The sequence below is a fragment of the Sphingopyxis terrae subsp. terrae NBRC 15098 genome, assembly GCF_001610975.1.
Lineage (GTDB): Bacteria > Pseudomonadota > Alphaproteobacteria > Sphingomonadales > Sphingomonadaceae > Sphingopyxis > Sphingopyxis terrae_A.
The window spans coordinates 1,010,633-1,024,042 of the sequence record NZ_CP013342.1; the positions used below are offsets into that span (position 1 = coordinate 1,010,633).

Consider the following 13,410-nt stretch of genomic DNA (forward strand, 5'->3'; position numbering starts at 1 on the left):
TTGCAGGCATGACCCTGTCGGGATGCTATGCGCTCGACCCCGAGATGCGACGGGTGGTGGCGCAGCGCAAGGCGGCCGAACGCGCTGCAAAGGACGCGCCAACCGAACAGGCGCCCGCGGAGCCGGCAATGGCCGTCACCATCCTGCCGCAGACGGTGCTGCCGCCGCCGATGCCGGCGCCCGCCGGAGCAGACGCCGCGCTCGATCCCGCCGTGGCCGCGGTCGCTCGCCACACGCTCGACAGCGTCGCGCATGATTATGTCGGGCTGGTTCTCGAACTGGGTACGCATAACAAGAGCGATATCGACGCCTATTACGGACCGAAGGCGCTGATGGCGGCGGCCGTGACCGATCCGCGCAGCCTTGCGATGTTGGGCGAAGCCGCGCGCCAGCTCTCGGCATCGCTCGACGACGTTACGCCGCACCTGACCGCCGCCGCCGATCAACGGCGCTTGCGCGCGCTGAAGGCGATGCTGCTCGCTGCCGAGACGCGCAGCGAAATGTTGCAGGGCAAGCGGCTGGCCTTTGCCGACGAGGCCGAGCGGCTTTTCGGCGTGCGCCCGAAGCTCGAACCGCTGTCCGCTTATGACGCCGCGCTGGCCGCGATCGCGCAGCTCGTCCCCGGCGACGGCGAATTGGCCGATCGCGTCGATGCCTATTTCAACCGCTTCACCATTCCCGCCGCCCGGCTGAAGCCGACCTTCGACGCAGGGATCGCCCAGTGCCGCGCGCGCACCGCCGCGCAGGTGGCGATGCCCGAGGGCGAGAATTTCGACCTGCAGTTCGTCACTGGAAAGAGCTGGAGCGGCTATAATTTCTACATGGGCGGCTATCGCAGCATCATCCAGGTCAACACCGACCTGCCGATCCGCCTGTCGCGCGCGCTCGATCTCGGCTGCCACGAAGGCTATCCGGGCCACCATCTGTTCAATCTGCAAATCGAAGCGAAGCTGGTCCGCGACCGCAACTGGATCGAATATAGCGTCTATCCGCTCTACAGCCCGCAAAGCTTCCTTGCCGAAGGGAGTGCCAATTACGGCATCGACCTTGCCTTTCCGGGGGACGAACGCATCGCCGTCGAGCGCGGCACGATCATGCCGCTGGCGGGCATCGAACCGCCCGCTGGCGAACGCTATTGGCAGCTTCTCGATGCGATGAAAGCGCTGTCGGGCGCCCGGCTGACGATTGCCCAGCAATATCTCGACGGCGCGATCGACCGGCCGACGGCGGTGGCGCTGACCCAGAAATATGGGCTCGTGTCGCGACCGCGCGCCGAGCAGATGACCGATTTCACCGAAAAATATCGCAGTTACGTCATCAACTACGGGCTCGGCGAAGCGATGGTGCGCGACTATGTCGAACGCGGCGGGCCGTCCCGGGACATGATGTGGCGCCGCTTCCTGGGGCTTCTCGGCGAACCCACCCTGCCCGCGGATCTTGCCGCGCAATGACCCCCGCGGTCGCCCTCCTCTGGCTCGGCCAGGCGGGATCGCCGCGGCGTCCGCCCGCGGGAGTGGCCCCGCGCGATTGATCCGTCGGCGCACCCAAGCGGCGCGCCCTTTCGGTTCCATCAATCGCAAGGATTTCCCATGCACCTCGACAAACAGGATATTCACCAGCGCATCGAAGCGCCTGTCATGAAGGATTATGGCGTCTATCTGGCGGTCGACCGTCTGCTCGATTGCCAGAAGCCGCTCGCCGAGCTTTGCACCCCCGACGAATTGCAGTTCCAGATCGTCCATCAGGTCGAGGAATTGTGGATGAAGCTGATGGCCTTCACCCTCGCCGAAATCGACGGTCATATGGCGGCGGGCGAGACGATGCGCGTCCTGTCGCTCTTCGACCGCGTCAACCGGATCATGCGGCTGATGACCGATCAGCTGGCGCTCTTGGAGACGATGAGTCCGTTCGACTATCAGGCGATCCGGCTTCAGCTCGGCAACGGGTCGGGGCAGGAAAGCCCCGGCTTCCAGCTGCTGCTCACCCTGCCGCAGCCGCTGTGGGCGCGCTACAAATCGGCCTATCTCGATCCTGCCGGGCGCAGCGTCGCCGACGTCTATGACACCGGCTACCGGCACGACGAGGCCTATATGGTTGCCGAGGCGCTAATCGAATTCGACGAGCTGTTCCAGATCTTTCGCGCCCATCACATCTATCTCATCCACCGGTCGATCGGCATGGGATCGAAGTCGCTCAAAGGGCGTCCGGTCGAACTGCTCAATGCCGGCGCACGGCATCGCTTCTTCCCCGAACTGTGGGACATTCGCGCCGCGATGACCGACCGCTGGGGCGCCGAATATGGCGTCAAGCGCGACAGCATCAGCGGCAATGCGCCGGCCGGGCACGGCAGCGGCCTGTGAGCGGCGCACTGCTGCCGGCCGCGGTGGCCGGGCGCTTTTTCCTGCCGCCCGGCGCGGTCTATCTCAAAAGCCACAGCGTCGGTTGCCAGCCGCGCAGCGCCGAGGCGCTGCTGCGCGACCGGATGCTGACGCCGTGGCGCGAGACGGGCGAAGCCTGGCCGCACTGGCTGGAGGCGATCGACGGCTGGCGCGCCGCGCTGGCGAAGCTGATCGGCGTCGAAGCGCGCGATCTGTGCCCCGCCACCAATGTCAGCGCAGCGCTGTCTCGCTACCTTTCGGCGCTGGGCACCGCGACGACGCGGCGCACCATCCTGCTCGCGCCGAGCGCCTTTCCGACGATCGGCTATGTCGCAAGCGGGCTCGCCGCCGCGGGGTGGACGACGCGCTATCTGCCTGCCGCCGCCGATGTGCGCGATCCGGCGCAGTGGGCGTCGGCGCTGGACGACGATGTCGCGCTGGTCGTTGCCATGCACGTCAGCTCGAACAGCGGCGCGCTGACCGACATCGCCGCCGTCGCCGCGGCCGCGCACGCCGCGGGCGCACGCTGCATCGCCGATTGCGCGCAATCGGTCGGCGTTGTTCCCGTCGCGCCCGCCCTATGGGGCGTCGATGCGGTGATCGGCACCAGCGTCAAATGGCTGTGCGGCGGACCGGGCGCCGCGTGGCTGTGGGTCGCGCCGCACGACCGCACCGCGCTCGATCCGATGGAGCGCGGCTGGTGGAGCCACGACAATCCGTTCGAGATGGATATCGAAAGCTTCCGCTATGCCCCCGACGCGCGCCGCTGGTGGGGAGGCACCCCCGATGTCGCCCCCTTCGTCCTGTCGACCGCGGGCATCGAAGCCATCGCCGCGATCGGCGTCGAGCGGGTCCGCGCGCATAATCGCGCGCTCCAGACGATCCTCCGCGCCGCGCTTGAACCCTCGACCCCGCAGTGGTGCTGGCCCAAAGGCGACATCGGCGGGACGCTGTGCATCGACACCGGCACCGACCAGCCGCGCGTCGCCGCGGCGCTCACCGCGAATGCAATCAGCGCCGACTTCCGCGGCACCACCGTCCGGCTGTCGTTTCACGCTTATAATGGTGCCGACGACGCCGAAGCGGCCGTTCGCGCGCTCGTCTGAGGATCGCCCCTAGAGCGCCGGTCGCCGGCCGAACCAGGGCTGTGCCTCTTCGAGCTGCGCCGCGAGCTGGAGCAGCAGCGCCTCTTCGCCGAAACGACCGACGAACTGCGTTCCCATCGGCAGTCCCTCGGGCGTCCACCACAGGGGGACGTTGATCGCGGGCTGCCCCGTCGCATTCTGGATCGCGGTGAAGGGTACATAGTCGGTCATCGCGCCAAAACCGGCGGCTACGTCTTCGCTGTCGAGCGGAAAACTGCCGTTGCGCGGCGGCGGGGCCCCGAGCGTCGGGGTCAGCCAGACGTCATGGTCGGCGTGCCACGCCGCGACCGCGCGCGCCATCTGCTGCAGCTGGAAGATCGCGCCCCACAGTTGCGGCGCGCTGATTGCCTTGCCCATCGCGTAAAGGCCGCGCGTCAGTCCCTCCAGATTGTCGGGACCGGGGGTCTGCCCGGTCATCATCGCGATGCCGTCGATCTGCATCGCCGCGCCGCTCGACCAGATCGCCATGAAGGCCGGGACCATCGCATCATTGTCGACCGGGGGCGATGCTTCCTCGACATGATGACCCAGGCCCTCGCACAATTTTGCCGCATGTTCGGCCGCGGCGACCGCCTGGGGATCGAGCGCCCGCCCACCCGGCGCAGCGCGCGCAAACGCAATGCGCAGTTTGGGGCATGGCGCCTCGGCGGCCCGGCGCCAGCTCGGCGGAGCGGGCGGCGCCGCATAGGGATCGCCGGGCTCGGCGCCCGCGGTAACATCGAGCATCGCCGCGGTGTCGCGCACGCTGCGGCTGACGATATGTTCGGCGGCGAGGCCGCCCATGACGTCGCCGAGCAGCGGCCCCAAGGGGTTGCGCCCGCGCGTCGGCTTCAGCCCGACCAGGCCGTTGCAGCTTGCAGGGATGCGGATCGATCCGCCGCCGTCGTTGGCGTGCGCGACGGGCACCATGCCGCTCGCCACCGCCGCGCCCGATCCGCCCGACGAGCCGCCGGTTGAATGCGCCGGGTTCCAGGGGTTGCAGGCGGGCCCGTACAGCTTGCTCTCGGTCGTCGCGACGACGCCGAATTCGGGCACATTGGTCTTGCCGATCGGGATCAGTCCGCCCGCGAGGAAGCGCTGCACCAACGTCGCGGTAAAGGGCATCGGAACGGGCGGCGAGATGCGCGATCCGTTGCGCGTCGGCCACCCGGCGAGATCGCCCAATATGTCCTTGAGCAGGAAGGGAACGCCCCGGAACGGCCCGTCGGGAAGCGGTGCCTTCGCGCGCGCCCGGGCGCCATCATAATCGGTGAAGATCACCGCGTTCAGGCGGGGGTTGAGCGCCTCGATCCGTTCGATCGCGCTATCGACCAGCTCGAGCGGCGATACCGCGCCCTTTGCGACGAGGTCGGCAAGGCCGAGCGCGTCATAGCTTTCATATTCGGCAAATCCCACAGGCCGGTCCTTTTTCGTATCAGATGTCGACGACGATCTTGCCGAAATGCTTGTTCGCCGCCTGATGGCGGAACGCATCGGCAAGGCCTTCGAGGGGGAAATGATCGCTGATCACCGGCCGGATCGCATTCGCCTCGATCCCGGCGATCATGTCGAGCTGCTGCTGGCGGCTCCCCACGGTCAATCCCTGAACGCGCAGATTTTTCGCCATCAGCAGCGCGGTCTGCACCGGCCCGGCAAAGCCAGCGAGCACGCCGATCAGCGCGACATGGCCGCCGACGCGCGTCGCGATCATCGACTGGTCGAGCGTACCGGCACCCCCGATCTCGACGACGCAATCGACCCCGCGCCCGCCGGTCAGTTCCATCGCTTTTGCGCCCCAGGCGGGAACCGCCTTGTAATTGATCAGCTCGTCGGCACCGAGATCCTTGAGCCTTGCGAGCTTGTCGTCGGACGAGCTGGTCGCGATCACCCGCGCGCCTGCGGCCTTGGCGAACTGCAACGCAAAGATCGACACCCCGCCCGATCCCTGCACCAGCACGGTCGAACCCGGCCGGATCGCGTCATCAACGAACAGTGCGCGCCAGGCGGTCAGCCCGGCGCAGGTCAGCGTAGCGGCCTCCGCTGCCGAATAGCCCGCCGGGACGCGCGTGAACCAATGATCGGGCGTCACGACGACCTCGCGCGCATAGCCGTCGATGCCGTCGCCCGGCACCCGCGTGAAAGCACTCGTCGGCGGCGCGCCGTCGATCCAGTCGGGAAAGAAGATCGAGACGACCGGATCGCCCACCGCGAACTGCGTCACCCCCTCGCCCACCGCTTCCACCACGCCGGCACCGTCGGACATCGGGATACGCCCGTCGGCAGCGGGGATCATGCCCGCCACCACCGCATAGTCGTGGAAGTTGAGCGACGACGCCGCCAGCCGCACCCGGATCTCCCCCGGCCCCGGTTGCCCGGGATCGGCGAGATCGGTGAGCGTCAGATTGTCGAGCGAAGCGGGAGCGCGAAGCCGGACGGCCCGCATCATTCCGCCGCCATCGCGAGCTCGACGCGCTGCGGACCGCGGATCACGCCGCCCGGATAAACGCCCTGCGCTTCGCCTCCCCTGAAGGTGATGACGCCCGACTTGACCGTCGCGACATAGCCGTCGGCCTTTTGCAGCAGACGCTTGCCGCCCGCGGGCAGATCGAAAGCGAGCCAAGGCTTGCCGAGCTTGATCGCTTCCATATCGATGACATTGAGATCGGCGAGATAGCCCGGCGCCACCAGTCCGCGGTCTTCGAGCCCATAGAGCAGCGCCGTGTCGCGGCACTGGCGCTTGATCGCGCGTTCCAGCGGCACGCGCCCGCCGCGCTTGCGATCGCGCACCCAATGCTGAAGCATGAAGGTGGGCGATGCGGCGTCGCAGATCGTACCGCAATGCGCGCCGCCGTCCGACAGGCTGTTCACCGTATCATCGCTGTCCTGCAGCGCCTCGAGGAAGTCGAGATTGCCGTCGGCATAGTTGAGGATCGGCAGATAGGCGAAACCGGTCGCACCGTCGCGGCACAGCAGATCATAGGCATATTCGGCCGGATCGACACCCGCCGCCGCGGCGCGCGCCGCGATGCTGGCATCGGCGCCGGGTTCATAGTCGAAATCATCGTCCATCTCGAACTGCATCGTCCAGCCGCCGGCAACGACCATCAACAGCCCCATGATGTCCTGCGGCGCTTCGCTGAAGTCATTGTCTTCGGAAAGGAGCTGCGCCTTGAACGCGGGGTCGAGCAGCTTCGCCTTTTGCTCCTCCCACGACAGGCCTTCGATGGCGCGCCATGACGGGCGGAAGCGGAAGGGATGGACGGTGCCGCGCCACGCCATGATGATGCCGTTGCCGCGCAGCGCGATCTGCGCGACGATATTGGCGCCCTTCGCATTTTCGGCGCGCATCGTTTCGATCTGTTCGTCGAGCGGCAATTCCTTGGCGATCGACTGGAGCGCCGCAAAGGTCACAGGCAGGCCGGTTTCGCGGCTCAGCTTGCCCATCCAGTCGAACTCGTTCCATTCGCGGTTGAGGTCGCTCGCCATTTCGAACACGCCGTAACCGACGCGGCCCATCGCACGGCCGATCTCGATCAGTTCCTCGGCGGTCGCGGTCGTGCCGGGGACGACTTCACCGTCGACCGATTTGTGGATGACGGTGCGGCTCGTCGAAAAGCCGAGCGCACCGGCGCGCACCCCCTCTTCGACGATGCGCGACATTTCGGCGATGTCCTCGGCCGTCGGCACCGCGCCCGGCTGTTCGCGGTCGCCCAGCACATAGGCCCGCACCGCGCCGTGCGGGACATGACAGGCGACATCGATGGTGCGCGGCAGCTTTTCGAGCGCATCCATATATTCGGGGAAGGTTTCCCACTCCCAGCTCATCCCTTCTGCGAGCGCGGTACCGGGAATATCCTCGACACCTTCCATCAGGCCGATCAGCCAGTCGTGGCGGTCGGGCCGGGCGGGCGCAAAGCCGACGCCGCAATTGCCCATGACGACGGTGGTGACGCCGTGCCAGCTCGACGGCGCCATTTCCTGGTCCCACGTCGCCTGACCGTCATAATGAGTGTGAACATCGACGAAGCCGGGTGTGACGATCTTGCCGCGCGCGTCAATTTCCTCGCGCCCTGCGCCGAGGTCGGTGCCGACCGCAACGATGCGGGCGCCCTCGACCGCCACATCGGCCACCATCGACGGACCGCCCGTGCCATCGACGACGGTGCCGCCGCGAATCACCAGATCGTACATCTCGCTCTCCCGTTATTTGGTTTCAGTGCGAAACCTATCATCAATTCAGGACAGTGCAAATAAGCGCGCACGGTGTGCGGCGAACGGCTATAGCCGTGCGACAAACCAACGGGAGTCGATGCCATGATCCGTCCCTTTACCCTTGTCGCCGCCGCCGCGGCGCTTGCTCTTGCCGCAGCTGCCGTTCCCGCCATCGCCGCCGACGCGCCCGCCGCCGATTATGCTGCAGCGCTTGCCGATCCGGCACGCCCGGCCGCCGACCGCGACCGCGACGCCGCCCGCAAGCCCGCCGAATTGCTCGCCTTCGCCGGCATCGAACCGGGCCAGAGCGTCGGCGATTATGTGATGGGCGGCGGCTATCTGACGCGCATCCTGTCGGGAGCCGTCGGCGCCGCGGGGCATGTCTATGCTTTTCAGCCCGCCGAGTTCATCGCCTTTCGCAAGCAATATGGCGACGACCAGAGTGCGGTCGCGGCGGCCTATGCCAATGTCGATGCGGTCGGGGGCGCCTTCGCCGCTCCGGCTTTTCCGGTGCCGCTCGACGCGATCGTGACGGTGCAGAATTTTCACGATCTCTATTTGAAGCCCTTCCCCGAAGGGACGGGCGACAAGGCCAGCGCCGCACTCTTCGCCGCGCTCAAGCCCGGCGGCACGCTGGTGGTGGTCGATCACAGCGCGGCGGACGGCAGCGGCACGACGCTGTCGGACAGCCTGCACCGCATCGACAAGGCCGCGGTCGTCGCGGCGCTGACCAAGGCGGGCTTTATGCTTGAGGCCGAGAGCGACCTTTACAAGCGCCCCGAAGACCCGCGCACCGCCAATGTCTTCGACCCTGCCATTCGCGGCAAGACCGATCAGTTCACGCTGCGCTTTCGCAAGCCGGAATAGATGGATAGAGCGCCCCGATGAGCAGCAACGACGACGACTATGTCTATGACGAGGCGAGCGGCGAATGGCTGCCCGCGAGCGAAGCGCGCGAGCGGGCGGCGGCGGCCAATGCGCTTCCGCAAGTGAAGGACGCGGTCGGCAATGTGCTGAGCGACGGCGACTCGGTCGTCCTCATCAAGGATCTGCCGGTGAAGGGCGCGGGCCAGACGCTGAAGGTCGGCACCGTCATCAAGTCGATCCGGCTGACCGCCGATCCCGACGAGATCGACTGCCGCTACGAAGGGATCAGGGGCCTGGTGCTGCGAACGGAGTTCGTGCGGAAGCGGTGAAGCCCGCTCAGCCTTCCGATTGGCGACCTCAAATCTTCCCCAGCGTCTCCCTGCGCGGGCCGAGATAGCCAAATAGATAGGCCGCGACCTTGCGCATCTGAATCTCTTCCGCCCCTTCGGTGATCCGGTAGCGGCGGTGGTGGCGATAGATATGCTCGAACGGCTTGTGGCGCGAATAGCCGATGCCGCCATGCACCTGCATCGCGCGATCGGCCGCCTGACATACGAGGCGGTTCGCCCAGTAATTGCACATGCTCACCTTGTCGGAGAGGCTGCGCTCGACCTCCTTGTGCGGCATATTGTCCATTTCCCATGCCGTCTTGCGGATGAGGAGGCGCAGCATTTCGGCCTGCGTCGCCAGCTCGACGAGCGGAAACTGGATCGCCTGATTCTTCGCCAGCGCCTCGCCAAAAGGCTTGCGCTCGCGCGCATAGCGCACGCTTTCCTCGATGCAGTAAACCGCCGCGCCGAGCGATGAGGCCGCCTGACGGATGCGGTTCTGGTGGACGAAACTCTGCGCGATCGACAGGCCGCCGTCGACCGGGCCGAGCCGCGCGCTGTCCGGCACCCATACGTCGGTAAAGCTGACACGCGGGTGATCGGTGGGCATGTTGAAGGTCCAAAGATATTCCTCGATCACGAGGCCCGGCGACGGGTTGGGGACGAGCAGGCAGGTGATCCCCCTGGCATCGCCGTCATTGCCGCTGGTGCGGCAGAAGGTCGCGCAATGGGTCGCGACATGCATCCCCGTCGTCCACATCTTCTCGCCGTTGATCAGCCAGCCTTCGACCCCGTCGCGGGTTTCGCGCACCGCGCGCGTTTCCATATGCGTCGCGTCGCTGCCGTGATCGGGTTCGGTGAGGCCAAAGGCGGTGCGGCGCTTGCCTTCGAAGCCGCCGAGGATGAATTCCTGCTTCTGCTCGTCGCTGGTGCCAAATTGTTCGAACATCTCGACGAAGGGGAAATTGCCGACGATGCTGTGTTCGTTCTGCAGATCATTGTGGAGACCGAGACCCTTGGCGGCAAAATGCTCGCGGATCACCGCCATCCACAGGTTCGATCCGTCCTTGCCGCCATATTTCTTCGGCGCCGAAAAGCGCCAGTGGCCCGCGGCATCGGCTTTGCGGGTCGCCTGCTTCAGCAGCTCTTCCCACTCGTGGCGCGGCAATCCCTGATTGTCCCAGTCGGTGCGCGCATGTTCGCGGCGATGGTCGAAGAAGCGGATATTGTCGTCCGCATCCTCAAGCGGCTTGATCTCCGCCGCGATGAAGGCGTCGAGTTCGTCGAGATAGGCCTGCAAATCGGCCGGAACCGCAAAATCCATCGTTTCTCTCCCCTTGTCTCTATCCGTTCCAGGCGGCCCGCGCCGCGGCGAGCGCCGCATATTTGGGACTGTCGACCGCGCATTTGTCGAGCACGGCGCGGCGCAGGCGCGCGAGCAGGCCGGGTTCGGCAAGCGTCACCCGCCCGGCCAGTATGTCCCCGGCCAGCGCCTTGTCCTCGGCACGGATGCCCGCGCCAAGATCGCGCATCACGATGCCAAGCGCGTTCATCGCGACCGCGACCTGAAATTTGCCGTGCCCCTCGGCCTGGGGCTTGATCGCCTCCCCCAGCCAATCGCGCACCGCCTGCACCATTTCCTGCGTCGTCGGTTCGCCGACCGGCGCCGCCGCGGCGGCGGGCGAAGGCGGCAGCGGCGCCCCGCGCTCGGCCGCAGGCGCCCCACCTTCGAGCAGCCGGATGATGTCGAGTTCCTGTTCGGCAGTGCGCCGCCCCACGACCACGCGTTCGACCGTCGTATCGGCGCCGCTCCGCCACGCCTGCCCCATCTGCAAACAGCCAAGCGCCCACCACAGGGTGCGATAGACGAGCCAATATTTGAAGCGGTCGCGGTCGACCGGGCGCCCACCCGCGGCTTCATAGGCGGCAAAATAATCGTCGAGGCTGCCGACCCCGAACGCCGGCTTGTCGAGCATGCCGAAGCGCCACACGGTCATGCAGCCGAAGGCCAGATCCTCATGCGCGTCGCCGAGATGCGCGAGTTCCCAGTCGAGCACAGCGGCAAGACCATCCGCGTCGACCATGACATTGCCCATGCGATAGTCGCCATGGACGAGCACCGGGTCGGCGGGTTCGGGCAGATGATCCTCGCACCATTTGACCGCGAGCGCGATGGCCGGCCGGTCGCCGCCATAGGAAAGGAAGCGCGCCTTGAGCTCCGCGAGCGCTGCGGCGGTATCCATCACCGGAATTTCGGCCGGGATCGCGGCGCGGGGCAGCGCGTGGATCAACGCCAGTTCGCGCCCCAGGTCGGCGACGAGCGACGGCGGCGGCGCGGCCAATATCTTCGCCGGGCTGACTTCGGCGATGACGCGCCGCATGACATAGCCCGTCCCCATGCCGTCGGCATCGGACAGCACCCCGATCACCTCGGGCGCCTTGACCCCGCCAGCGTGCGCCGCCCGGACCAGCGCGGCCTCGACCGGATGGCCATAAGGCCGCCCTTCCATATATTCGGCCGAGGGCGCACGGCGCAGCACATAGGCGCCGCCGCCCCAGTCGAACGCCCAGCTTTCCATATTGGCGCCGCCCGAAAGGCGGGTCAGGTTCGACAGGTCGCCGGTACCGGCAACGCGCATCATGAAGGGAGGCAGCAAGGTCGACAGATCGGACATTACTTCCCCTTGCTAAGTATTTTCGGGCTCCGCAAGCCCGTAATCGTGACAGGTGGGCGCGGCGGCGCGTCAGATGTTCGCGCGCCCCCGCTGGATCACCGCCATCCGCCGCGCCTCGACCTCTTCGGCGCGAACGGCGCGGTTCGCCGCCGACGACCGCGCATGTTCAAGCGCCATCGCATCACCGAAGGGCAGCGCATAGCCATCGTCGATCAGCCGCTTGTAGCTTCGCACCATCGCCGGATCGGCGCTGGCGATATCGCGCGCGAGCGCCTGCGCCGCGGGGACCAGCTCTTCTGGGGTAACGACGCGATTGACGAGGCCCCAGTCGCGCGCCGCCTCGGCGCCCAGGAAATTGCCGGTCAGCGACAATTCCTTGGCGCGGCCGATACCGATCAGCCGCGACAATTTCTGCGACAGGCCCCAGCCGGGCATGACGCCGACGCGCGCATGTGTGTCGGCGAAGCGCGCTGCCGTCGATGCGATCAATATGTCGCAGGCGAGCGCAAGCTCGAACCCGCCGGTGATCGCGACGCCGTTGATCGCGCCGATCACCGGCTGCGGGCAGAGCTCGATCGCCTTGACCGGATTGTCGTCGGCGTCGGTGGCATTGGCCGCGCCCAGATTGCTGGTGTCGGCCCCCAGTTCCTTGAGGTCGAGCCCGGCGGTGAAGGCGCGCTCGCCCGCCCCCGTCAGCACGATCGCGCGCACGCTGTCGTCGGCGGCAAGCTGCCGCATCACCGCCGCAAGCTCGGCGCGCAGCGCTCGCGAGAGCGCATTCATCGCCTCGGGGCGGTTCAGGATCACCGTGGCGACGGCATCCTGGCATTCGAGGCGGATCAGCGACATGAGGAAGCCCCTTTACAATCCCACATGGAAATTGACGCTGTTGAGCCAATAGGATGCCATCGGCTTGCCTTCGGCGTCGAGCGCGGGAAGGAATTCGGCACGGCGCATGATCGATTTGCAAACCGCGTCGTCGAATTCTTTGGCGCGCGTCGTTTGCTGGATGTGACATGCGGTGGGGTTTCCGGACGCATCGACATCGAGCCGGAACTGCACCAGCGCGCGCTGTCCCTGCCAAAGCATCTCCTTGGGATATTCACCCGACCGGATCCATTTGCCGGGATCGCTCTTCGGGGTGACCGGACGCGTCATCGTTGCATGCCGCGCGACGTCAACGCCCCAATGGTCGAGCAGTTCGTCGGTGCATTTGCTCAGCGCCGCAAAGGCGTTGCCCATCGACCCCGTCTCCAGGACGAAGTTCCGACCGGCTGGGACGCCCACTTCAATCCATGTGACCGCGGCTTCTTCGGCAGGCGTAACCGTCGACCAGCGGAAGCTGAAATCGCCCGCGTCGTGCGCGGCGTCATGAGCTGCGCTTTCGGCTTCGCTGCGCGGTGCAATCCTCACTTCGCTGCGCAGCACGAGGGCCGGGGTCTTGCCATCGCCCTTGCCCGGGTAGAATTCGATCGCCTGCTCCGCCTGGTCCGGGCCGAAGCGAATTTTCGCATCGCCGTCCATCCGGCTCGTACGCGCCGGTTTGCCGAAAACGCTCATCCGCATCCCGTCGCCGGGTTCGAAGCGGTCCATGACCAGCATCACCTTGTCGTCGCCCTCGCCGAACTGTCGCGCCAGGCGGCAACTGTCGTCCGCATAATTCAGAAGCCACTTCGAACTGGGCTGAAGATGCATCGGCTCTTTCGGCTTGGCGCCTGCGTTTGGAGCCGTCAGCAGCGAAAGCATCGCGACGGCGACGACGGACGAACTGCGGTAAGTCACTCTCTCCATGGCCGGAATGTCGGCGAAGAAGCTGGCCAAGGCA

General features: G+C 66.7%; 12 protein-coding genes. 5 read left to right on the forward strand and 7 right to left on the reverse strand.

All coding sequences use genetic code 11. The annotated features are described in order from the left end of the window. Positions 1-8: 8 nt before the first annotated feature. From AOA14_RS04915 to AOA14_RS04925, 3 genes are all read left to right on the forward strand, one after another. A complete protein-coding gene (locus AOA14_RS04915; protein ID WP_238929730.1) occupies positions 9-1,451 on the forward strand; it encodes a hypothetical protein in 1,443 nt (480 codons plus the stop codon). A gap of 138 nt (positions 1,452-1,589) precedes the next feature. Beyond that, complete coding sequence (locus AOA14_RS04920; RefSeq protein ID WP_062764145.1) at positions 1,590-2,360, forward strand: tryptophan 2,3-dioxygenase family protein; 771 nt, start codon at positions 1,590-1,592, stop codon at positions 2,358-2,360. Continuing rightward, a complete protein-coding gene (locus tag AOA14_RS04925; RefSeq protein ID WP_062900999.1) occupies positions 2,357-3,484 on the forward strand; it encodes an aminotransferase class V-fold PLP-dependent enzyme in 1,128 nt (375 codons plus the stop codon). The genes AOA14_RS04920 and AOA14_RS04925 overlap by 4 nt, the downstream gene beginning before the upstream one ends. Before the next feature lie 9 nt (positions 3,485-3,493). On the opposite strand, the gene AOA14_RS04930 is transcribed toward AOA14_RS04925, so the two are convergent. The 3 genes from AOA14_RS04930 to AOA14_RS04940 are packed head-to-tail and all read right to left on the reverse strand — an operon-like array spanning position 3,494 to position 7,693. Continuing rightward, positions 3,494-4,918, reverse strand: coding sequence for an amidase (locus tag AOA14_RS04930; RefSeq protein ID WP_062901000.1), 1,425 nt, complete (start codon positions 4,916-4,918; stop codon positions 3,494-3,496). 19 nt (positions 4,919-4,937) lie between these two features. Beyond that, positions 4,938-5,945, reverse strand: coding sequence for a zinc-dependent alcohol dehydrogenase family protein (locus AOA14_RS04935; protein ID WP_062903012.1), 1,008 nt, complete (start codon positions 5,943-5,945; stop codon positions 4,938-4,940). Then, positions 5,945-7,693, reverse strand: coding sequence for an N-acyl-D-amino-acid deacylase family protein (locus AOA14_RS04940; RefSeq protein WP_062901001.1), 1,749 nt, complete (start codon positions 7,691-7,693; stop codon positions 5,945-5,947). The genes AOA14_RS04935 and AOA14_RS04940 overlap by 1 nt, the downstream gene beginning before the upstream one ends. A gap of 123 nt (positions 7,694-7,816) precedes the next feature. Here AOA14_RS04940 and AOA14_RS04945 point away from each other — a divergent pair, with 123 nt between their 5' ends. Together AOA14_RS04945 and AOA14_RS04950 are read left to right on the forward strand one after the other, a co-directional pair. After that, complete coding sequence (locus AOA14_RS04945) at positions 7,817-8,581, forward strand: class I SAM-dependent methyltransferase (protein WP_062901002.1); 765 nt, start codon at positions 7,817-7,819, stop codon at positions 8,579-8,581. A gap of 17 nt (positions 8,582-8,598) precedes the next feature. Then, positions 8,599-8,910: an alkylphosphonate utilization protein gene (locus tag AOA14_RS04950; protein ID WP_062901003.1), complete on the forward strand. Its 312-nt coding sequence runs from the start codon at positions 8,599-8,601 to the stop codon at positions 8,908-8,910. Between the two features lie 28 nt (positions 8,911-8,938). On the opposite strand, the gene AOA14_RS04955 is transcribed toward AOA14_RS04950, so the two are convergent. The 4 genes from AOA14_RS04955 to AOA14_RS04970 form a co-directional block, all read right to left on the reverse strand. Beyond that, the gene (locus AOA14_RS04955) at positions 8,939-10,234 is read right to left on the reverse strand and encodes an acyl-CoA dehydrogenase family protein (RefSeq protein ID WP_062901004.1); all 1,296 of its coding nucleotides are present in this window, start codon (positions 10,232-10,234) and stop codon (positions 8,939-8,941) included. 19 nt (positions 10,235-10,253) lie between these two features. Then, positions 10,254-11,585 (reverse strand): phosphotransferase family protein, encoded by a 1,332-nt coding sequence (locus AOA14_RS04960; protein ID WP_062901005.1) that lies wholly within the window; start codon positions 11,583-11,585, stop codon positions 10,254-10,256. A gap of 69 nt (positions 11,586-11,654) precedes the next feature. Then, complete coding sequence (locus AOA14_RS04965) at positions 11,655-12,434, reverse strand: enoyl-CoA hydratase (protein WP_202988394.1); 780 nt, start codon at positions 12,432-12,434, stop codon at positions 11,655-11,657. 12 nt (positions 12,435-12,446) lie between these two features. Continuing rightward, positions 12,447-13,376 (reverse strand): energy transducer TonB, encoded by a 930-nt coding sequence (locus AOA14_RS04970; protein WP_202988395.1) that lies wholly within the window; start codon positions 13,374-13,376, stop codon positions 12,447-12,449. Positions 13,377-13,410 lie beyond the last annotated feature (34 nt).

What these genes read in the sequence shown, in the direction of transcription:
- AOA14_RS04970 (WP_202988395.1), bottom strand. Translation starts at nt 13,376, where the DNA reads ATGGAGAGAGTGACTTACCGCAGTTCGTCCGTCGTCGCCGTCGCGATG.
- AOA14_RS04965 (WP_202988394.1), bottom strand. Translation starts at nt 12,434, where the DNA reads ATGTCGCTGATCCGCCTCGAATGCCAGGATGCCGTCGCCACGGTGATC.
- AOA14_RS04920 (WP_062764145.1), top strand. Translation starts at nt 1,590, where the DNA reads ATGCACCTCGACAAACAGGATATTCACCAGCGCATCGAAGCGCCTGTC.
- AOA14_RS04915 (WP_238929730.1), top strand. Translation starts at nt 9, where the DNA reads ATGACCCTGTCGGGATGCTATGCGCTCGACCCCGAGATGCGACGGGTG.
- AOA14_RS04940 (WP_062901001.1), bottom strand. Translation starts at nt 7,693, where the DNA reads ATGTACGATCTGGTGATTCGCGGCGGCACCGTCGTCGATGGCACGGGC.
- AOA14_RS04935 (WP_062903012.1), bottom strand. Translation starts at nt 5,945, where the DNA reads ATGCGGGCCGTCCGGCTTCGCGCTCCCGCTTCGCTCGACAATCTGACG.
- AOA14_RS04955 (WP_062901004.1), bottom strand. Translation starts at nt 10,234, where the DNA reads ATGGATTTTGCGGTTCCGGCCGATTTGCAGGCCTATCTCGACGAACTC.
- AOA14_RS04960 (WP_062901005.1), bottom strand. Translation starts at nt 11,585, where the DNA reads ATGTCCGATCTGTCGACCTTGCTGCCTCCCTTCATGATGCGCGTTGCC.
- AOA14_RS04950 (WP_062901003.1), top strand. Translation starts at nt 8,599, where the DNA reads ATGAGCAGCAACGACGACGACTATGTCTATGACGAGGCGAGCGGCGAA.
- AOA14_RS04945 (WP_062901002.1), top strand. Translation starts at nt 7,817, where the DNA reads ATGATCCGTCCCTTTACCCTTGTCGCCGCCGCCGCGGCGCTTGCTCTT.